Origin of the sequence: Methylobacterium sp. Leaf102 (assembly GCF_001422425.1) — a bacterium.
In the GTDB taxonomy this organism is placed as follows: domain Bacteria; phylum Pseudomonadota; class Alphaproteobacteria; order Rhizobiales; family Beijerinckiaceae; genus Methylobacterium.
In genome coordinates this window covers 228,041-245,635 of record NZ_LMMX01000001.1, presented here as the reverse complement: position 1 = coordinate 245,635, position 17,595 = coordinate 228,041, and the positions used below count along the sequence as shown (strand labels likewise).

General features: G+C 70.1%; 20 protein-coding genes. 12 read left to right on the top strand and 8 right to left on the bottom strand.

The features are described from left to right. The first annotated feature begins 64 nt into the window (after positions 1-64). The 5 genes from ASF27_RS01095 to ASF27_RS01075 all read left to right on the top strand — a co-directional run bounded on the left by ASF27_RS01095 (position 65) and on the right by ASF27_RS01075 (position 2,793). Positions 65-505, top strand: coding sequence for a prepilin-type N-terminal cleavage/methylation domain-containing protein (locus ASF27_RS01095; protein WP_056171887.1), 441 nt, complete (start codon positions 65-67; stop codon positions 503-505). Further along, positions 502-915, top strand: coding sequence for a prepilin-type N-terminal cleavage/methylation domain-containing protein (locus ASF27_RS22545; protein ID WP_056171885.1), 414 nt, complete (start codon positions 502-504; stop codon positions 913-915). The genes ASF27_RS01095 and ASF27_RS22545 overlap by 4 nt, the downstream gene beginning before the upstream one ends. Next, positions 908-1,552 (top strand): prepilin-type N-terminal cleavage/methylation domain-containing protein, encoded by a 645-nt coding sequence (locus ASF27_RS21965; RefSeq protein ID WP_162238628.1) that lies wholly within the window; start codon positions 908-910, stop codon positions 1,550-1,552. The genes ASF27_RS22545 and ASF27_RS21965 overlap by 8 nt, the downstream gene beginning before the upstream one ends. Beyond that, the gene (locus tag ASF27_RS21960; protein ID WP_056357073.1) at positions 1,549-2,511 is read left to right on the top strand and encodes a type II secretion system protein GspK; all 963 of its coding nucleotides are present in this window, start codon (positions 1,549-1,551) and stop codon (positions 2,509-2,511) included. The genes ASF27_RS21965 and ASF27_RS21960 overlap by 4 nt, the downstream gene beginning before the upstream one ends. 96 nt (positions 2,512-2,607) lie before the next feature. Then, positions 2,608-2,793, top strand: a complete 186-nt coding sequence (locus tag ASF27_RS01075) for a hypothetical protein (protein WP_056171881.1) — start codon at positions 2,608-2,610, stop codon at positions 2,791-2,793. Positions 2,794-3,268: 475 nt separating this feature from the next. Here the strand turns inward: ASF27_RS01075 and ASF27_RS01070 are convergent, their stop codons facing one another. The 5 genes from ASF27_RS01070 to ASF27_RS01050 form a co-directional block, all read right to left on the bottom strand. After that, positions 3,269-4,597 (bottom strand): diguanylate cyclase, encoded by a 1,329-nt coding sequence (locus tag ASF27_RS01070; protein ID WP_082478786.1) that lies wholly within the window; start codon positions 4,595-4,597, stop codon positions 3,269-3,271. Between the two features lie 82 nt (positions 4,598-4,679). Continuing rightward, positions 4,680-5,150, bottom strand: a complete 471-nt coding sequence (locus ASF27_RS01065) for a hypothetical protein (protein WP_056171879.1) — start codon at positions 5,148-5,150, stop codon at positions 4,680-4,682. Positions 5,151-5,329: 179 nt separating this feature from the next. Then, positions 5,330-5,704, bottom strand: coding sequence for a hypothetical protein (locus ASF27_RS01060; RefSeq protein WP_056171877.1), 375 nt, complete (start codon positions 5,702-5,704; stop codon positions 5,330-5,332). A 112-nt stretch (positions 5,705-5,816) separates the two neighbouring features. Further along, positions 5,817-7,667, bottom strand: a complete 1,851-nt coding sequence (locus ASF27_RS01055) for a methylmalonyl-CoA mutase subunit beta (protein WP_056357071.1) — start codon at positions 7,665-7,667, stop codon at positions 5,817-5,819. Positions 7,668-7,838: 171 nt separating this feature from the next. Further along, positions 7,839-8,642 carry an undecaprenyl-diphosphate phosphatase gene (locus ASF27_RS01050; RefSeq protein ID WP_056302730.1) on the bottom strand — a complete coding sequence of 268 codons (804 nt, stop codon included), beginning with the start codon at positions 8,640-8,642 and terminating at the stop codon, positions 7,839-7,841. A gap of 245 nt (positions 8,643-8,887) precedes the next feature. Here ASF27_RS01050 and ASF27_RS01045 point away from each other — a divergent pair, with 245 nt between their 5' ends. From ASF27_RS01045 to ASF27_RS01035, 3 genes are all read left to right on the top strand, one after another. Further along, on the top strand, positions 8,888-9,580 hold the full coding sequence (locus ASF27_RS01045) for a glutathione S-transferase family protein (RefSeq protein WP_056171871.1): 693 nt from the start codon (positions 8,888-8,890) through the stop codon (positions 9,578-9,580). A 65-nt stretch (positions 9,581-9,645) separates the two neighbouring features. Further along, on the top strand, positions 9,646-10,788 hold the full coding sequence (gene queG / locus ASF27_RS01040) for a tRNA epoxyqueuosine(34) reductase QueG (RefSeq protein ID WP_277996058.1): 1,143 nt from the start codon (positions 9,646-9,648) through the stop codon (positions 10,786-10,788). After that, a complete protein-coding gene (locus ASF27_RS01035; RefSeq protein WP_056302728.1) occupies positions 10,785-11,651 on the top strand; it encodes an SDR family oxidoreductase in 867 nt (288 codons plus the stop codon). Before queG ends, ASF27_RS01035 begins: the two co-directional genes overlap by 4 nt. A gap of 3 nt (positions 11,652-11,654) precedes the next feature. On the opposite strand, the gene ASF27_RS01030 is transcribed toward ASF27_RS01035, so the two are convergent. The 3 genes from ASF27_RS01030 to ASF27_RS01020 form a co-directional block, all read right to left on the bottom strand. Then, a complete protein-coding gene (locus ASF27_RS01030; protein WP_056302726.1) occupies positions 11,655-12,773 on the bottom strand; it encodes an acyltransferase in 1,119 nt (372 codons plus the stop codon). Positions 12,774-12,836: 63 nt separating this feature from the next. Further along, on the bottom strand, positions 12,837-13,865 hold the full coding sequence (locus tag ASF27_RS01025) for a GNAT family N-acetyltransferase (protein WP_056357068.1): 1,029 nt from the start codon (positions 13,863-13,865) through the stop codon (positions 12,837-12,839). A gap of 201 nt (positions 13,866-14,066) precedes the next feature. Further along, complete coding sequence (locus ASF27_RS01020; protein WP_056171863.1) at positions 14,067-14,453, bottom strand: hypothetical protein; 387 nt, start codon at positions 14,451-14,453, stop codon at positions 14,067-14,069. Between the two features lie 169 nt (positions 14,454-14,622). Between ASF27_RS01020 and ASF27_RS01015 the strand changes: the two genes are divergently transcribed. The 4 genes from ASF27_RS01015 to ASF27_RS01000 all read left to right on the top strand — a co-directional run bounded on the left by ASF27_RS01015 (position 14,623) and on the right by ASF27_RS01000 (position 17,584). Then, on the top strand, positions 14,623-16,155 hold the full coding sequence (locus ASF27_RS01015) for a helicase HerA-like domain-containing protein (RefSeq protein ID WP_056302724.1): 1,533 nt from the start codon (positions 14,623-14,625) through the stop codon (positions 16,153-16,155). A gap of 217 nt (positions 16,156-16,372) precedes the next feature. Then, positions 16,373-16,687: a 50S ribosomal protein L21 gene (gene rplU, locus ASF27_RS01010; RefSeq protein WP_056087079.1), complete on the top strand. Its 315-nt coding sequence runs from the start codon at positions 16,373-16,375 to the stop codon at positions 16,685-16,687. Positions 16,688-16,725: 38 nt separating this feature from the next. After that, the gene (gene rpmA, locus ASF27_RS01005; protein WP_056302722.1) at positions 16,726-16,992 is read left to right on the top strand and encodes a 50S ribosomal protein L27; all 267 of its coding nucleotides are present in this window, start codon (positions 16,726-16,728) and stop codon (positions 16,990-16,992) included. A gap of 127 nt (positions 16,993-17,119) precedes the next feature. Beyond that, positions 17,120-17,584 (top strand): hypothetical protein, encoded by a 465-nt coding sequence (locus ASF27_RS01000; protein WP_056171858.1) that lies wholly within the window; start codon positions 17,120-17,122, stop codon positions 17,582-17,584. The last annotated feature ends 11 nt before the right edge of the window (positions 17,585-17,595 follow it).

Genomic DNA, 17,595 nt, shown 5'->3' with positions numbered 1-17,595 from the left:
CCCTGTCCGCGTGTTCGCGTGTTCGCGACGGGCGAGAACCGGGGCGGAAACCGAGGGGAGGGGCATGGCGCGGGGCACGGACGGCTTCACCCTCGTGGAGATGCTGGTGATCCTCGCGATCATGGGCATCGCCGTGACCATGGCCGCCCGCTCCATGGGCGGCGGCGCCGACCGGCGCGCCCTCCACGTCGCCGACGCCATCGCGGCCGAGATCGGCCGGCTGCGGGCCGATGCCCTGCGCTCCGGCCGCAGCGGGCGCCTGGTGTTCGAACCGCCGACCGGCCGCTTCCTCAGCTCCCGGGCCGGCATGGCGCCCATCGGCGCCGCCGCCCTGCGGGTGAGCGTGGAGGCCGACGGGCCGGACCGTGCGGTGCCGGGCGAGATCCGCTTCCTGCCCGACGGCAGCTCGACGGGCGGCCGCATCGTCCTCGACACCGGGGCCGCCCGCCTCGTCGTCACGGTCAGCGCCCTGACCGGCCGCGTGCGCCGCGACGAGGTCCGATGACGACCGGGACGCCTCGGCCGGGCGATCGCCCCGAGGCCGACGCGGACGCGGCCGGCTTCACCATCGTGGAGGTGCTCGTCGCCTTCGCGGTCACGGCCCTCGCCACCCTCGTCGCCCTCGAGACCGGGGCCGGGCTGGTCGCGGGACTCCGCCGCGTCGATGCGGTGCGGGTCGCCGTGGACGAGGCCGAGGGCGTCGTCCTGCGGCGGCTGTCGCAGGGGCGCCTCGCGCCCGGCCTGACGCAGGGGGCCTTCTCCAACGGTGCACCCTGGACCCTCGCGGTGAGCGATGCCCGCCCGGCCCTCGGCCTCGTGCGCGCGCCGCCGCTCTGGCGCATCCGGGTCACCCGGGGCGGCCCCGACGGCGAGCCGGTCTTCGCGACGGTGGTCACGGGGGATCCCGATGGCTGACATGGACGCGGACGCCCGCGCCGACGAGAGCGCCGATGCATGGGTCGATGCGCGCCGGGCCGGCTTCACCCTGGTCGAGATGATCGTCTGCCTCGCCCTCGCGTCGCTGATCGGCGTTCTCCTGATCAACACCATGCGGATCGCCGGCTCGGCCTCCGTCGCCGCCGCGACGGCCGCCCGGGCCGAGGACGTGCAATCCGTCCGCGATCACCTGCGCCGGACGTTCGGGGGCCTTGCCCGGCGCCGCGTCGACGGCCGTCGCCCCCCCCTGCGCGGCGGCCCCGACGGGCTCACCGCGGTGATCGGCGCCGACGCGTCCCTGGAGCGGATCGAGGAGATCGCCGTGTCCCTGAGCGGGCGTCCGCGCGCGGACGGCACCGTCGATCTCGTGGAAACCCGCGCGCCGTCGGAGGCCGCGCCCGGCGCCGGCGCCCGCACGGAGGTTCTGCTGGAGCGCGTCGCCGGCTTCGAGATCCGCTACTTCGGCGCCCAGGCCGAGGGAACCCGCCCGTCCTGGCACGCGACCTGGCGGCCGAACGAGCGCCAGCCCACCCTCATGGAGATCTCGGTGGCGTTCCCGCCGGGGGACCGGCGCCGGTGGCCGCTCCTCCTCGTCGCGTTCGGGGACCGGCCGTGACGGCGCGGCGCGAAGCGGCGGAGGTCCGGCGAGCCGGCTCCGGGGCCGAAGGCGGACGGGCGGGCTTCGTGCTCGTCTCGGTGCTGGTTCTCCTCGCGGTGGTCAGCGCGATCCTCACCACCGCGATCCTGCAGGCCCGCTCCGGCACGGCGTTGACCCAGGCGCGGGCGGCGAGCCTTCGCCTGCAGGGCGTGGCCGACGGGATCGCCCGGTTCCTCGCCTACGATCTCGCCATGCAGCGGACCTACCGGGCCGCCGGGCTGGCGCTGCCCGAGGACGGGACCGTCGTGGTCTGCCGGCTCGCGCCGGGGCGGACGGCGTGGCTGTCGCTGCAGGACCAGGGCCGGCTCATCGACGTGAACACCACGCCGCGCCCGGCCATGGAGGAGGCCTTCCGCCTCCTCGGAATCCCCGACGCCACGGTGCTCGCCCTCGCCGCCGAGATCGTCGACTACCGCGATGCCGACGACGTGCCCGAGCCGAACGGCGGAGCGGAGGCGCCGCAGTACCGCGCCCGCGGCCTGGCGCGAGGCCCGAAGAACGCCCCCTTCGCCAGCCCCGACGAGATCGAGCGCCTGCCCTCCATGACGCCCGAGATCGCCGCGACCCTGGCCCCCGTCCTCACGGTCTACAACGAGGGCGGGCGCTTCGATCTCGCGGCCCTGATCGGGACGGTGAAGCCGTCGGCGCTGCGCTCGCTCCCGCAGGTCTCCGGGCCGGTGCCCTCGCCGCGCCAATACTACCGGATGCAGGTGGTGGTGGCGGGCCGGCGGGCGCGGGCCGGGCGCTCCGCCCTCTACGCCATGGGCGGCAGCCGGACCGGCACCGACTTCCTCGTCTGGCAACAGGCGGCGCCGCCCCTGGCCGCATCCGGACCCGACCACCCGGCCTGCCGGACGATCGTGGCGGTCCTCGGTCCCGAGGCCATCGGGTCGGAGGCCGGTCCGGCCCTCCCGTGACGGCGCGGGAGGTTCTGTCGCAGGCTCCTCGCCGTGTCCGCCGCGTTGCCTGCTGCGAACCCAATCACGCACCCGCACCCGCCAGCTGGAGATCACATGGCCGCCACCGAGAAAGCCGCAGTCTACACGCTCAAGCAGGCCATCGCCGCCAAGGTCGACGACCATGTCGAGATCGCCGTCGAGGCCGAGGACGGCACCAAGTTCAAGATCGTGGCCACGCCCGAGCAGCTCGAAGCCCTGACGGGCGACCTCGAAACCATCCTCGACGCTGACGACGCCTGACCGCCCGGCGCCACCCCCTCGGGGGTGCCCGAGGGAATTTCGCCGCGCCACCCGCCCCGGGCATCGGGGCCGGGTGGCGCGGGTTTCCGTGCGTCGTCGCTCGGCCGACGCGTCCCGTCGCGCCTCGGACATCAGCCGGACCGAGAAGGCGGCGAGCAGGCTGCCCCTGAGCCGCCACTGCGCCAAGAGCCAGCGTTGCGCCAGGAGCGAGCACGGGCGCCTGGCGAGCGCTCTGGTCTGGTCGACGGCGCATCACAACCCGTTGGTCGATGCCGTCCTCGAACTGGTGGGACAAGAATCCGCCCGGCCGTCGGCGGATCCGAGATGAACGTCCCCCGCGGCTTCCTTGATGTACGGCTTCCGGGGCGAGACCGACGGGCTTCGACGGCGTGCCCCGGGGAGCCGGCCCCGCCTCTCACCTTCCGGCGATCCGCGTGATCGATGGCACCGCCACGGCCGCCCCGTCGCCGAGGTGTCAGCCGGCGGGGACCGACTCCGACATCCGTGGAAAAAAACTCCGGTGGGCGTTCCCACCCGTGGCCTTGGCGGCGTAGAGCGCCCCGTCGGCCCGGTCGAACAGTTCGGCCGCGCCGCAGCTGCCGGTCCGGGCGATGCCGATGGAGGCCCCGAGGTGGACGACGCGGCCGTTGCCCTCGATCCGGGTGCCGAGGGCGGCGATGATCCGGTCGGCGCAGGCCTCGGACCCCTCGGCTTCTAGGGGCCCGTGGAGCAGGACCGCGAACTCGTCGCCGCCGATCCGGGCCACGAGGTCGCCGGGCCGGCAGGCGTCGTGCAGGCGCGCGGCCGCCTCCGTCAGACAGGTGTCGCCCCGCGCGTGCCCGAAGGTGTCGTTGACGGCCTTGAACCCGTCGAGGTCGATGAGCAGCAGGGCCGCGAAGGCAACCGCGTCGGTACCGGGCCCGTCGAGGGCGGCGAGGCCGGCCTGGAACACGCTGCGGTTGGGAAGCCCGGTCAGGTCGTCGAACTCGGCGCGGTGCCGGGTGCGGTCCGCCTCGCGCTTCTCCTCGGTGATGTCCTGCTTCATGCCGAAGATTCGCACGGGCACGCCGTCCACGCACTCCACCGTGGCGGTGAGGCGCATCCAGCGCCGCCGGCCCCGCGCCGTGACGATCTCGGTGTCGAGATGGAAGCCGCCGCCCTCGGCGATGGCCCGGCTCCGCAGCGCCTGCATCGTCGCGAGGGACCCCGGCGGGTAGCACCGTAGGGTGGCGTCGCGGTCGAGACGGTCGCCGCGCGGAATCTCGAAGAGGTCGTAGACGCCGTCCGTCCAGGTCAGGCGCTCGTCGGACAGGCGGCACTCCCACACGCCGATCCGGGCGCCCCGCGCCGCGCCCTCGAAGGTGTTTCGCGATTCGGCCAGGGCCGCGCCCTGGTCGCGGACGATGGCGGTGAGAAGGGCGCACTCGGACTTCACCCGCGCCAGGGCCGCCGTGTCCTGCCGCCGCGCGAGGGTGAGCGCCACCGCGAGGGCGTAGCCCGACAGGCACGCGCCCTGGGCCTCGGACAGACCGGGCAGGCTGGGATCGAACAGGCTCAGGGTGCCGAGGTCCCCGTCGGGTCCGAGGGGAATGTCCACGAGCCGTCGCGGCTCGGCCCGACCGGTCCCACTGCGCACCAGAACCCCGCCGGCGAGGCGGACCTCCGCGCACGCGACCCCCACCGCACCCCGCAGGGTGTCGAGCAGGCCGACGAGGGGGTCCGCCGCCGTGGAGGATACGCCCCACGGCCCCGCCGGGATCGGCTCCGAGGGAAAATCCGGTTCGGACCACCGTGCCACGAACATGAAGGGTCGCTCCATCCGTGCAACGCTGCACCGATGCCGTACCCTATCGCACGAACCTGAAGGAAAAACCCCGGTCCGCGTCCTATTCGGCCGTCCGGCTCACGGCGAGGATGTCGGCCGTATCCAGGGCGGCCTCCGCCCGCTCGAAGGCGGGTTCGGCGCTGGCGACATCCTGGCGCGTCAGCACCGGCTGGAGTTGGCCGGCGAGCTGCTCGCCGAGGTGGCGGGTGTAGGCGGTGCGGAAGAACCGCTCGCCGCTGCCGCGGCCGTAGAGTCCGTCATGCGCCCGCACCATGGCGTCGACCTCCGGCCGGCACAGGAAGCCGATGACCCCGGCGGCCTCGTACCAGCGCCCCGCCCGCGCATGCTTCATCGCGGTGGGATTCGCCAGGATGGTCTCGGCGAAGCACGCCGTCGCGGCGGTTTCGAGGGGGGACATCACCGCGTGCGGTCGGGCCGGATTCCGGGGGGCGGCCCCGGCCTCGGACCCGAAGCCCGTCAGGACCGCGATGGCGCCCAACAGCCGAATCGTCCCGAGCAAGCCAGTCTTCATCGCGCCACGCCCCGATCGAACCCTGCTTCGAATCCGAACGAGTATTCCGTGGGAATTTCGGCGGGAACAGGGCCGGGATGCCGATCAGCGCGGTTTGCGCCCGTCGTGTGACCGGCGCATCACAGGGGTGGACCGGTCCGCGCGCCGGCGCAGGGCGGGATGCGCCGTTCCACGCTGCGTCAGCTGCGCCGCTCGGCGTTCCAGCGTCCGCTGCAGCCGATGAGACCCGTGGTGTTCCAGGTTCCGCCACCGGTGCCCTGGCGCCCGAGCCGCCCCACCACGTCGGCCTTGTCCGAACCCCGGCTGATCACGGCACGCACGGAGCCGTTGCCCGAGACCCGGCCGTTGATGCTGAACTCGCCGCCCGCATAGGTCGCCTCGCCCCGGCGGATCTGGACGCCGTAGCGGTAGGCGCGGTCGCACGGCCCGTCGAGGGTGACCACCTCGATGCTCCACGCGCCATCGTACCGATGCGGCACCTGGACCTTCTTGGTGGCGGCCGTCGCAGGTCCCGTCAGAACCAGTAGGGCAGCGGTAAGAAGTTGAAGGCGCATGGTTTTCCGCTCCGGAGATAGTACGGCAACGCTCGTAGAACGCCCCGGATGCCGGTTCGGTTGCGGCTTCGGCGTACCGCGGTCTGGTCGTCAGCGCGCCACAGCTTGGTCTTCAGCGTGCCGCAGCTTGCGCCTCCGTGAGCAGGGCCAGCAGGTCGCAGCCGGCGAACAGGAAGTCGTGGACGCCGGCCGCCTTCAGCGCGTCGTTCAGCTCCCCGGGCTTGCCCGCGAGGTAGATCCGCTCGGCGCCGGCCGCCTTCAGGGCCTGCGCCACCGCCACCGCCCTGGCGGCGTAGACCGCGTCCGACGAGCACAGGCAGGCGATGCGGGCCCCCGATTTCGTGAACGCCTGCGCCGCGGCCTCGGCCTCCTCGAACCCGTCCTCGTTCACCGCCTCGATGCCGCCGGCCGCGAACGCATTGGCGGCAAACGTCGAACGGGCATTGAACACCGCCACCGCGCCGAGATTGGCGAGGAACACCCGCGGTCGCTTGCCGGTCGCGGCGAGGTGCGCATCGGACGCATCGCGAAGCGCCTCGTAGGGCTCGGCCAGACGGCGCGAGGGCAGGGGCGCGCAGGTGAGTGTCTCGCCCGCGCCGAACGGAACGGCCTCTCCGGGCACTGGTGCGACGTCCAGAACGGTCACCGGCTTCTCGGCCAGGAACGGGAATTCGCTTGCCCCGGTCAGGGCTTCACGCCGGGTGGCGACGTTCCGCGTACGGGTCTCGGCGGTCTCGGCGATCCGGGCCTGGAGGGTGCCGGCGCGAAGGCTCGCGACGATGCCGCCCTCGGCCTCGATGGCCTGGAACGCGCTCCAGGCGGTCCGGGTCAGCTCGTCCGTCAGGGTCTCGAAGCTGCCGGCCCCCGCCGCCGGATCGGCGACCCGGGCGAGGTTGGATTCCTCGATCAGGACGATCTGGCTGTTGCGCACCACCCGGCGCGCGAAGGCGTCGGCGAGCCCGAGGGCCGCCGTGTAGGGCAGGGCGGTGACGCTGTCGGCGCCGCCGAGGCCGGCCGACCCCGCCGCCATGGAGGTGCGGAGGATGTTCACGAACGGATCGTTGCGGTTCATCATCCGCCACGCCGTTTCCGCGTGCAGCCGTAAGGGCTTGGGGTCGAGCCCGCAGGCCGCCTCGACCCGGGCCCAGAGCCGGCGCATGGCCCGGAATTTGGCGATGGTCAGGAACTCGTCGGCATCGGCCACCAACAGGATCGCGATGGCGTCGCGGGCACGGGCGAGATCGTGGCTGCCGGTTTCGAGCGCGCGCAGGTAGGCGACCGCCGTGGCGAGGCTGGCTGCGAGTTCCACCGCCTCGCTGGCGCCGGCCTCGTGGTAGGGGCGCCCATCGGCGAGGCCCACCCGGCCGTCGAAACCCGCTTCGTCGAAGCGCGCGAGCGTATCCGACAGGTCCTTGGCGAAGTCCGCGCCGAGGCGGCCCGTCGCCGCGAAAGTGCCGATGGGATCGAGACCGAGATCGAGGTCGAGGCCGGCCAGGGCCTCGCCCCGCCGCTCGGCCACCCCCTTCAGCAGGGTCGCGGCCTCGACACCCCGGCCGCCCGCATCGAGGCGAATGGCGATGAGGGGCAGCATCACGCTGGCGAGCGCCGCGTCCAGTTCCTCGACGGTGGCGGCGCTCAGTCCGTAGCCCCTGGCCGAGGGGGCACCTGAAAAGACGAGGGTCAGGGCATCGGCGCCGCCTTCGAGATCGGCGAGCGCCAGCGCCTGGGCAGGCTCCGCCTGCGGGTGATCGACCCGTTGCGCGATGCGCCAGGGCCCGGGCGCCCGCATGGGCTGGGCTACGGGGGCTGCCGGTTCGTAGAGGGGTTCGACCCGGATGCCGTCGGCGGTCTTCGAGACGAGGCGCTTCTCGAAATCCCCGCCTTTCAGCACGCCGTCGACGAGGCCGAGCCAGCGCTCGCGGGTCGCAGGCGGAAACAGGTCGGCGAGGGGACGGTCTTCCATCGTTCGGGCCTTCGATCGGGGCACCGGCCGCAGAGGGCCGGTCACAGCATCAATGTCCGGAAAAGCCCTTGCACGGTGGCGCACGCCGAAGCAATCGCCCCCGATCCCGGATATCGAATACGCCGGCCCGGTCTCGGAATTGCCCTCCGGTCCTCGCCGGCGTGGCGCGCCTCAACCGAAGACGATCAACCCGAAGAAGCCGAGGGACCCGACGATGATGCGCCACCATGCGAACAGGCGAAAGCCGTGGGCGGAGACGTAGTCGAGCACCGTACGGACCACGAACAGGGCGGAGAAGAACGCGACGATGAAGCCGACGACGATGAGGCCGGTGTCGTCGCGGGAGAGGTTCTTGTAGTTGTCGAGCAGGTCCTTGGCGAAGGCACCGGCCATGGTGGGGATCGCGAGGTAGAACGAGAATTCCGTCGCGGAGCGCTTGTCGGCACCCATGAGCATCGCACCCACGATGGTGGCGCCGGAGCGCGACACACCGGGAATCATCGCGATGCACTGGAACAGGCCGATCTTGAAATCCATCGGCAGGGAGAAGTCGAACACGTCGCGCTTCTTCACCTCGAGATCCGTCTCGTCGAGCACGAGGAGGACGAGGCCGCCCGCCACGAGGGTCGCGCACACGATCCACGGATTGAAGAGGTAGTACTTGATGTACTTGGAGAAAAGGCCGCCGACGATGGCCGCCGGCAGGAACGCGAGGAGGATGCCGAACACGAAGCGGCGGGCGTTGGGATCGCTCGGGAGAGCTTTGGCGATGCCGAGCAGACGCCCGAAATAGACCGCCAGGATCGCCAGGATCGCACCGAGCTGGATCAGCACCTCGAAGGTGTTGTTGGGCGACTGGAAGCCGATGAAGTGGCCGACCAGGAGCTGGTGCCCGGTGGACGAGACGGGGATGAATTCCGTCGCGCCTTCCACCACGGCGAGGACGACCGCCTTCGCGATGCTCATCGCATCCATCATCGTATCGCCTCGCTTCAAGTTGTAGAGCATTGTGTCGCGGCGTGGCCACGCAGGTCACGCGCCGGGCACGGCCTCGGATTTAATCCGAGCCATCGACCATGACGGTTGACGGATGGTTACCGCCTTTGGCCGAGCGTGTTAATGAGGCGGCAACGATCGAGCAATATGTCTGGAGGGGCGACCCTCTGCGAGGGGCCCGATACGGCTCGTCCCCGGCAGCTTCCCCCGTCCGAACGGCCTCGATGGCGACGCTTCACCACTCCCCCTTCTGCCCCCATTCGCGCTTCATCCGCCTCGTGCTTGCCGAGATGGGGATGGAGCCCTCCCTGCTGGAGGAACGCCCGTGGGAGCGGCGCGACGCCTTCCTGATCATCAACCCGGCCGGCACGACGCCGGTGCTGGTGGAGCAATCGGGGCTGGCGATTCCGGGAGCCGGCATCATCGCCGAGTATCTCGACGAGACGCGGGGGCTCGGCCTCAGCGGCCGGCGCCTCTTGCCCGAGACCACGGCGGCCCGCGTCGAGGTCCGCCGGCTCCTCGACTGGTTCCTGGTCAAGTTCGATGCGGAGGTGACGGGCTACCTCGTCACGGAAAAGATCTTCAAGCGCTTCATGAACAGTGCCGCGGGTGGCGGGCCCCCGGACATGAACGCCATCCGGGCGGCGCGCACCAATGTGCGCTATCACCTGAAGTACATCGGCTACCTCATGTCCCGCCGCAAATGGATTGCGGGCGACCATCTGACCTATGCGGATTTGGCGGCGGCCGCCCACCTTTCCTGCGTGGATTACCTCGGCGACGTACCATGGGACGAGGACGAGACGGCGCGGGACTGGTACGCACGGGTGAAGTCGCGCCCGTGCTTCCGCACGCTCCTGGCCGACCGGGTGCCGGGCATGGCGCCGGCCGACCACTACGCGGACCTGGACTTCTGACCGACGGCCCGACGAAAGTCCGTCCACCGCGCAAGATTCTGGCGGGGGACGACCTGCGCCGGGCCGTGGAGACCCGCGCCCGGCACCTCGGCTTCGACGATGTGCGCGTGACCCGGCCCGATGCGGTGCCGGCCCTGGTCGAGCGCCTGACGACATGGCTCGCCGCCGGCCATCACGGCGACATGGCCTGGATGGTGGACCGGGCCGACCAGCGCGCCGACCCGGCGACCCTGTGGCCGGGGGTGCGCAGCGTGATCATGCTCGGCATGAGCTACGGGCCGGAGGAAAATCCCCTCGCGGCGTTGGACCGGCGCGACAGGGGCACCATCGCGGCCTACGCGCAGCGGCGCGATTATCACGAGGTGATGAAGGGCAAGCTCAAGGAACTCGGGGGCTACCTCTCGGCCAAGGGCGACGTGCGCGTGAAGGTGTTCGTGGACACCGCGCCGGTGATGGAGAAGCCCCTGGCCGAGGCCGCCGGCCTCGGCTGGCAGGGCAAGCACACGGTCCTCGTCTCGCGCGCCCACGGCAACTGGCTCCTGCTCGGAGCGATCTACACCTCGGCCGATCTCGCGGCGGACGCGCCCGAGACCGACCATTGCGGCTCGTGCCGGCGCTGCCTCGATATCTGTCCGACCAACGCGTTTCCGGCGCCCTACCAGCTCGATGCCAGACGCTGCATCTCCTACCTTACCATCGAGCATGAGGGTCCGATTCCCCGCGCGTTTCGCGCCGCCATCGGCAATCGCATCTTCGGCTGCGACGACTGCCTCGCGGTCTGTCCCTGGAACAAGTTCGCGGCGATCGCGGGGGAAGGGCGGCTCGCCGCGCGGGCCGACCTAGTGGCTCCCCCCCTCGCCGATCTGGCCCGGCTCGACGACGCAGGGTTCAGGACGCGGTTCGCCGGGACCCCGATCAAGCGCACGGGCCGAGACCGATTCCTGCGGAACGTCCTCATCGCCATCGGCAATTCCGGATCGGCCGCGCTCGCACCCGAGGTGGTACGCTGCCTCAGCGATCCCGCGCCCCTGGTGCGCGGCATGGCGGTCTGGGCCGCCACCCGCCTCTTCGACGCGGACGCCCTGCGGGCCGCATTCGAGGAGCACGGTCGGCAGGAAACGGATGACGCGGTCCGGGCTGAATGGCAGAACGGCCTGACTCAGAATGGCCCGTCGGGATCGATCGCGCAGGAACTACGAGACTCATGAACCTCTTCGTCTTCGGCCTCGGCTTCACGGCTCGCCGGTTCGTCGAACGGGCCTCGGGCCGCTTCGCCGAGGTCCGTGCCACGGTGACCGATCCGTCGCGGCCCGGGGCCGGCCTCGCCGGCGTGGCACTTCGGACGTTCGGGCCGGACGGCGACGACGACCGCATCGCCGCCGATCTCGCCGATACCGATGTGCTCCTCGTCTCGGCTCCCCCCGGGCGGGAGGGCGACACGGTTCTGGCTGGCTACGGCGATGCCATTCGCAGGAGTCGCATCGGCTGGATCGGTTACCTCTCGACCATCGGCGTCTACGGTGACCAGCAGGGTGCGTGGATCGACGAGACGACGGAGCCGCGTCCGACGAGCCAGCGCTCACACGGGCGCCTCGCCGTGGAAGCGGCCTGGCTCACCCTTGGGCGCGAGTCCAACAAGGCCGTTCAGGTGTTCCGCCTGGCCGGCATCTACGGGCCTGGCCGAAACCCGATCGTCAAGTTGCGCGAGGGCAAGTCGCAGCGGATCATCAAGGCCGGGCAGGTGTTCAACCGCATCCATGTGGACGATATCGCGACCACGCTGCTCGCCTCCCTCGACCGGCCCCGGGCCGGGGCGGTCTACAACGTCACGGACGACGCACCGACCCCGCCACAGGTGGTGACCGAGCACGCAGCCAGCCTCGCGGGCCTGCCCCTGCCGCCGGAGATCGATTTCGAGACCGCGGATCTCAGTCCGATGGCGCGCAGCTTCTACGGCGAGAACAAGCGCGTGCGGAACCGGCTGATCCGCGAGGAACTCGGCGTCGATCTCGCCTATCCGACCTACCGCGAGGGACTGGCCGCCCTCGTGGCGGATGCGCGCGCGCCTTAGACTTCAGGCCCGGCCCTGGGTGGGCTGCGCCCATCCGAGCCGCGACAGAGCACCGAAGAGGGCCGCCCGTGCCGGCTTCGGACGCTCCACGGCACGGGCGGCGGCGATCGCAACAGCCTGGGCCACGAGCCACGCCGCCGCGAAGGTCGCAACATCGCCGGTCCGACCCGACGCCCAGCCGAAGTGGGCGCGAACGGAGAACACCAGGACCAGGATCGGCATGTGCACCACGTAGAGGGTGTAGGAGAACGAGGCTGCGCCTTCCCAGCGCGCGAAAGTCCGTGCGGCGGGCGCCTCGTTCGTCGCCAGACCGAGCAGAGCGACGGCCAGGGGCAGTCCCAGTGCAGCCTGGTAGGCGAGGAACGGCCCCCACGCGCTCATGGCATCGACGAAGCCGGGGTTCGCCGCGAAGGCCAGGGGTGCGCCGAGCGCGAGCCCCGCGATGGGGAGAACGACCGGTGTCGCCGCCAGCCGGCGTAGACCGGGATGTCCCCCGAGCCGGGCCGCGCCCACGCCCGCCCCGAACAGGGCCAGGGATTGCAGGTAGAAGAACCGATTGGCCGTCACGAGAACGAGCCCCGAAGCGAGGACGATCCCCGTGGCGCGCCAGGCTCCACGCCCGACGATGGCCAGGGTGGCGAAGGCGGCGACCGCGTAGAGGTAGACCTCCTGGCGCAGGGACCAGAGCGGATTGTCGATGACGAAGGTCGCGTCGCTGGGGGCGAACGTCAGGGTGATGCCCCGCAGGAAGGCGAGGACGCCCATGGTGTAAGGCTCCCCCGTCCGGGTCAGGAGGGGGAGGCCGGCCCGGCCGAGGATGCCCACCGCGAAGGTGAGGGCGATGGCGAAGATCAAGGGGGGCGCGATGCGGGCCACCCGGTGGACCGCGTAGGGCACGAGGAAGCGGCCATCCCGCCCGGCTATCCGGCCGAGACTCGTCGCGATGACGAAACCGCTGAGGGCGAAGAAGGTCATCACCGAGACTCGGCCGATCCAGCCGGTGATGGCCGCTCCTGTCCCATGGGTGGGCAGGAACGCCATCTCCACCGCGTGGGTGAGCACCACCGCCTGCGCGGCGAGACCCCGCACACCGTCGAGCGCCTCGTATCGATAGCCCCGCATCCGTCCCGCCCCTCCGGCCCGCGGGACCGGGTTGCCGGAGGGATGCGGTTCCCGCAAGCCGCGTTACGCGGCCTTGCGGTTCGCGGTGGGGCCGAAATGATCGATGTAGCGCGCGGCGATGGCCGAGACCGGCAGGACCACGAATACGTCGGTGGTGCCGAACTGATGATCGACCACGGCCCCGTCGCCGAAGGTCGCGCCGACCCGGAGGTAGCCCTTGATCAGGGGCGGCAGGGATTGAAGGGCGGCTTTCGGGTCCACGGCTTCGCGGGCGAGGCGGTCCATGGCGACGTAACGTGCGGGCAGGGCCGTGGCGCCCCAGCCTTCTGGCGCGCGGGCGTGATGATGGAGGAAGCTCAAGGGGAGGGCGAGGCGGTCCGGATCGATGCCCTCCAGGCTGGCGCAGCCGAGCATGGCATCGATGCGGTGGTGTTGGACGTAGGCCCAGATTCCGGCCCAGAGCAGTTCCACCGTGCGCTTGGTCCGGTAGGGCTTGAGGACACAGGAGCGGCCGAGTTCGAGGAAGCGCTCGCCCGGATGCGCGGCGAGGAGGGGCGCGATGTCGTACTCGGCCTCCGTGTAGAAGCCGAAATGCCGGTCGGCCGTCTCCTGGCGCAGGAGGCGGTAGGTGCCCACCACCTTCGGGCGGGGGCGCCGGAACGGGGTCTCGTCCGTGGCTGCGTGATCGATGACGAGGAGGTGGTCGCAGACCGTGTCGTAGGCATCGATATCCCGGCGCGAAAGCAGGGACAGGCCGGTGGCCACCGCCTGCATCTCCTCGAAGAACACCCGGTAGCGCAGGCGCTGCGCCCGGCGAATCTCGGACACGGAAGTCGCCAGCCGAACCTCGAGATTGCCGATGCGTCCGAGGCTCGGATCGAGGCCTGGGGCCGGGAACGGCTTCTTCAGGCGCGGCGTGAACTTGATCGGTACGGAACCGGGCGGGATGAGCGCCCGCCCGTGTGGGGTGGGCACTCCCAAAAGGCCTGCTTCGCTGCGCTTGCGCTTCATTCGGGTGAAGGGCGCATGAACGTGCGTCTCCCAACCGGTGAGCCACGCCGCGGATGCCTCTCGCGCGAAGTTCGGAACCATGGTCGAATCCGCCTGTCGGGATCGCGAGACGGGCTCACCCCGGAGCCCTGAACCTCACGCCTTCGGGACGCCACAACACCATGCGGCGCACACGCTTTTATGACACGGATTAGCCAAGTGCGAGAGGGAGTTGAGGCGCTTAGCCGACACCTCTCCGGCAGCCCGCACGTGCGTAGCCGCCGAAGTGGATCGAATGGATGGTCAGACGAACTGGTTCAGGCCAGGGATCGAGCCGACGATGGGCCCCATGACGTCCTCGCCGGCCTTCTCGCGGCCGTAGGCGAACAGCTCCCGGCCGAGCGGCTGCATCTGGCCCATGGGGACACCGGCCGCCATGAGTTTCTGACCCAGCGCCATCACGCCGCCGCCCATCATGCCACCGAGCATGCCCATCAGACCGCCGCCGCCTTCGCCCGCATTGGACTCCGCAATGGTGGTCTCAGAACCGGGAAGGGTGGCGAGGAGCTGGCTGACTTCGGTGGCGGGCCCTTCCTTCTGGAGGAAGGCCAGGATGTGGCCGATGGCCGTCTGGGCGGTCGCGGCGTCCAGCCCCGTCACGGTGGTGACGCGGGCAATCAACTCTTCCATCTCGGGTCGCTCCAGAGCATTCGGGATTTTGTCTGTCCGGCCTTGCCGCGGGTAAATCAAGGGTGGCAGCCGCGTCAGGCCTCTGTTGCTGGAAAATGCCGCGCCCAGGCCGCATAACCCACCTGAGCGAGGCGGCACGCCGCTTCTCAGCATCGGGGAGTGGGCGATCATGCAGGGCGACGGCACAATCCTCGTGGGCAAGAGTCTCCTGAAGGGGGGCGGCACCAAGCCGGAGGCACTCACCCTGCGGCTCGCCAACCGCCATGGCCTCGTGGCGGGCGCCACCGGCACCGGCAAGACCGTGACCCTGCAAGTGATGGCCGAGGGCTTTTCGAATGCCGGGGTCCCGGTCTTCGCCGCCGACATCAAGGGGGATTTGTCCGGGCTCGCCGCCGCCGGGGAAGCGAAGCCTCATTTCGTCGAACGTGCCGAGCAGCTTGGTATTCCGTACGAGCCCGACCGCTTCCCGGTGGTGTTCTGGGATCTGTTCGGCGACCAGGGGCATCCGATCCGCGCGACCGTGATCGAGATGGGGCCCCTGGTTCTCGCCCGCCTGTTGGAACTCAACGACACCCAGGAGGGCGTCCTCAACATCGCCTTCCGGATTGCCGACGACAACGAATGGCCAGTCCTCGACCTCAAGGATCTGCGTGCCCTCCTGCTCTACGTCTCGGAGAACCTGAAGGCGATCTCGGGCCAGTACGGCAACGTCTCGGCGGCGAGCGTGGGGGCCATCCAGCGTCAGCTGCTGATGCTGGAGAATCAGGGTGCAGACCAGTTCTTCGGCGAGCCGGCCCTGGACCTCAACGATTTCATGAAGACCGACCGCGAAGGGCGCGGCATCGTCAACATCCTGGCCGCCGACAAGCTCATGCAGCGGCCCCGGCTCTACGCCGCCTTCCTGTTGTGGATGCTGTCGGAGCTGTTCGAGCAATTGCCCGAGGTGGGAGACCTCGACAAGCCCAAGCTCGTCTTCTTCTTCGACGAGGCCCACCTGCTGTTCGACGATGCGCCCAAAGCGCTTCTCGATGCCGTCGAGCAGGTGGTGCGGCTGATCCGCTCCAAGGGTGTCGGCGTCTACTTCGTCACCCAGAACCCCCTCGATGTCCCCGAGTCGGTTCTCGGTCAGCTCGGCAACCGGGTGCAGCACGCATTGCGTGCCTTCACGCCGCGCGACCAGCGTGCGGTGAAGTCGGCGGCCGAGACGTTTCGCCAGAATCCGGGTTTCGATGTCGCCAAGGCCATCACCGAACTCGGCGTCGGCGAGGCCTTGATGAGCTTCCTCGAAGCGAAGGGAACGCCTTCCATCGTCGAGCGGGCCCTCGTCGCTCCGCCCCAGGGCCGCGTCGGCCCCATCACGCCGGCCGAGCGAGCGAGCCTCATGGCGAACAGCCCCGTGCGGGGGAAGTACGATGCGGCGGTCGACAACGAGAGCGCCTACGAGATCCTGGCCAAGCGCAAGGGTTTAGATTCCGCGCCGGCAGAGGCGGCTCAGCAAGCCGAGGGCGGTCTGACGGGCATGCTCGGTGGATTGCTCGGCAGCGTCTTCGGCTCGAAACCCGCTGCAAAGGGGCGCCGCCCTCCACAAACCCTCGCCGAACAGGTCATCGGTAACGCTGCCCGTTCCATGGCGCGCAAGGTTGGAACGGAGGTGGGGAATGCGATCCTTCGCAATGTGCTGGGCGGGCTGACCAAGCGTTGAATTCGTGGCACGCGGCTCTTGCCCGAACCGGCATCGCATTGACAAATCACCCCCATCGCGCCTATGCACCAGCGCAATGCGCGGCTTCCTCGACGAAGTCCGCGCGTTTCGCGTTCGCGCCCGGCTCGACCCGGTGTCGCGGATGACCTGAACAAGAAGACGGTCCAGGTTCACCTGACGGTGAGCGGGAGGCCGGCAGAGAACACGAAAGAGAACGATGTTCGCAGTCATCAAGACGGGCGGCAAGCAGTATCGCGTTGCCGCCAACGACACCATCACGATCGCCACCCTCGAGGGTGAAGCCGGCTCCACCGTGACCTTCGGGGACGTGCTCCTTTTCGCCGACGGCGCTGGCGCCACTCAGATCGGCGCGCCGCTGCTCTCGGGCATCAGCGTCACCGGCGAGATCGTCAGCCATGGCCGCGACGCGAAGGTCATCGCCTTCAAGAAGCGCCGCCGCCAGAACTCGCGCCGCAAGCGGGGCCACCGCCAGCACCACACGGTGGTTCGCATCACCGGCATCAGCGCCTGACGGTCGGATCGTTTTTCGAGATTTCGGAGTAAGCCACAATGGCCCATAAAAAAGCAGGCGGCTCGTCCCGCAACGGCCGCGATTCCGCCGGCCAGCGCCTCGGCGTGAAGAAGTTCGGCTCGGAAGCCGTCATCGCCGGCAACATCATCGTGCGCCAGCGCGGCACCAAGTGGCATCCCGGCACCAATGTGGGCATGGGTACGGATCATACCCTGTTCGCCAAGACCGATGGCCGGGTGCTGTTCATGACCAAGCGCGGTCGTGCCTTCGTCACCGTCGTGCCGCTGCAGGAAGCTGCCGAGTAACGAACTTTTCTTTCGGTCGCCCGGCCTTCCGGCCGGTCGGGGCATGGATGGGGGAGGATGGGTATCCATCCTCCCTTTCGTCGTCTGAGGCGGAGTAGGTTCCGCCCACAGCGATGGGGTCGAGGCCATGAAGCGTACCCTTGCCGTATCGGGCGCGGCTGCCCTGGCGGCCTTCGGGTTTGCCGCCCTCCTGTTGCGTGGCTTGGACCACCCCCAGCCAGCACCCGGTGTCGTCGCGACGACGTCTGCGATGCCGACGCTGTACTGTGAATTCTACAATTTCGTCGGCCGCGCTCCGAAGGTCGGGTTCACCTTCTCGACCTCGCGCGCCAACGAAGCTCCGGCCTTCGCCCAAGTGAACCAGATCGAGGCGGACGGGACGCGGACCGCTTTTGGCGCGGACAGCGAGCCGTCACGGAATTGGACTTTCGAGGCGGGAGACCCGCCGAATCTGGTTTCGCCCGACGATGCCATCCGCATCCTCCTTTACGGATACGAGGGCACCACGTCCGCCGGGACGTGGTTCGAAGCCGGACTTCGGAGTATCCAGTACCTGAACCTCGACGGGAAATGCCGTCGCGGCGGCGCCTGACGCCGATACCG

Coding starts and splice junctions, on each gene's coding strand:
- ASF27_RS01095 (WP_056171887.1), top strand. CDS start 65: ATGGCGCGGGGCACGGACGGCTTCACCCTCGTGGAGATGCTGGTGATC.
- ASF27_RS22545 (WP_056171885.1), top strand. CDS start 502: ATGACGACCGGGACGCCTCGGCCGGGCGATCGCCCCGAGGCCGACGCG.
- ASF27_RS21965 (WP_162238628.1), top strand. CDS start 908: ATGGCTGACATGGACGCGGACGCCCGCGCCGACGAGAGCGCCGATGCA.
- ASF27_RS01075 (WP_056171881.1), top strand. CDS start 2,608: ATGGCCGCCACCGAGAAAGCCGCAGTCTACACGCTCAAGCAGGCCATC.
- ASF27_RS01070 (WP_082478786.1), bottom strand. CDS start 4,597: ATGTTCGTGGCACGGTGGTCCGAACCGGATTTTCCCTCGGAGCCGATC.
- ASF27_RS01065 (WP_056171879.1), bottom strand. CDS start 5,150: ATGAAGACTGGCTTGCTCGGGACGATTCGGCTGTTGGGCGCCATCGCG.
- ASF27_RS01060 (WP_056171877.1), bottom strand. CDS start 5,704: ATGCGCCTTCAACTTCTTACCGCTGCCCTACTGGTTCTGACGGGACCT.
- ASF27_RS01055 (WP_056357071.1), bottom strand. CDS start 7,667: ATGGAAGACCGTCCCCTCGCCGACCTGTTTCCGCCTGCGACCCGCGAG.
- ASF27_RS01050 (WP_056302730.1), bottom strand. CDS start 8,642: ATGGATGCGATGAGCATCGCGAAGGCGGTCGTCCTCGCCGTGGTGGAA.
- ASF27_RS01045 (WP_056171871.1), top strand. CDS start 8,888: ATGGCGACGCTTCACCACTCCCCCTTCTGCCCCCATTCGCGCTTCATC.
- ASF27_RS01035 (WP_056302728.1), top strand. CDS start 10,785: ATGAACCTCTTCGTCTTCGGCCTCGGCTTCACGGCTCGCCGGTTCGTC.
- ASF27_RS01030 (WP_056302726.1), bottom strand. CDS start 12,773: ATGCGGGGCTATCGATACGAGGCGCTCGACGGTGTGCGGGGTCTCGCC.
- ASF27_RS01025 (WP_056357068.1), bottom strand. CDS start 13,865: ATGGTTCCGAACTTCGCGCGAGAGGCATCCGCGGCGTGGCTCACCGGT.
- ASF27_RS01020 (WP_056171863.1), bottom strand. CDS start 14,453: ATGGAAGAGTTGATTGCCCGCGTCACCACCGTGACGGGGCTGGACGCC.
- ASF27_RS01015 (WP_056302724.1), top strand. CDS start 14,623: ATGCAGGGCGACGGCACAATCCTCGTGGGCAAGAGTCTCCTGAAGGGG.
- rplU (WP_056087079.1), top strand. CDS start 16,373: ATGTTCGCAGTCATCAAGACGGGCGGCAAGCAGTATCGCGTTGCCGCC.
- rpmA (WP_056302722.1), top strand. CDS start 16,726: ATGGCCCATAAAAAAGCAGGCGGCTCGTCCCGCAACGGCCGCGATTCC.
- ASF27_RS01000 (WP_056171858.1), top strand. CDS start 17,120: ATGAAGCGTACCCTTGCCGTATCGGGCGCGGCTGCCCTGGCGGCCTTC.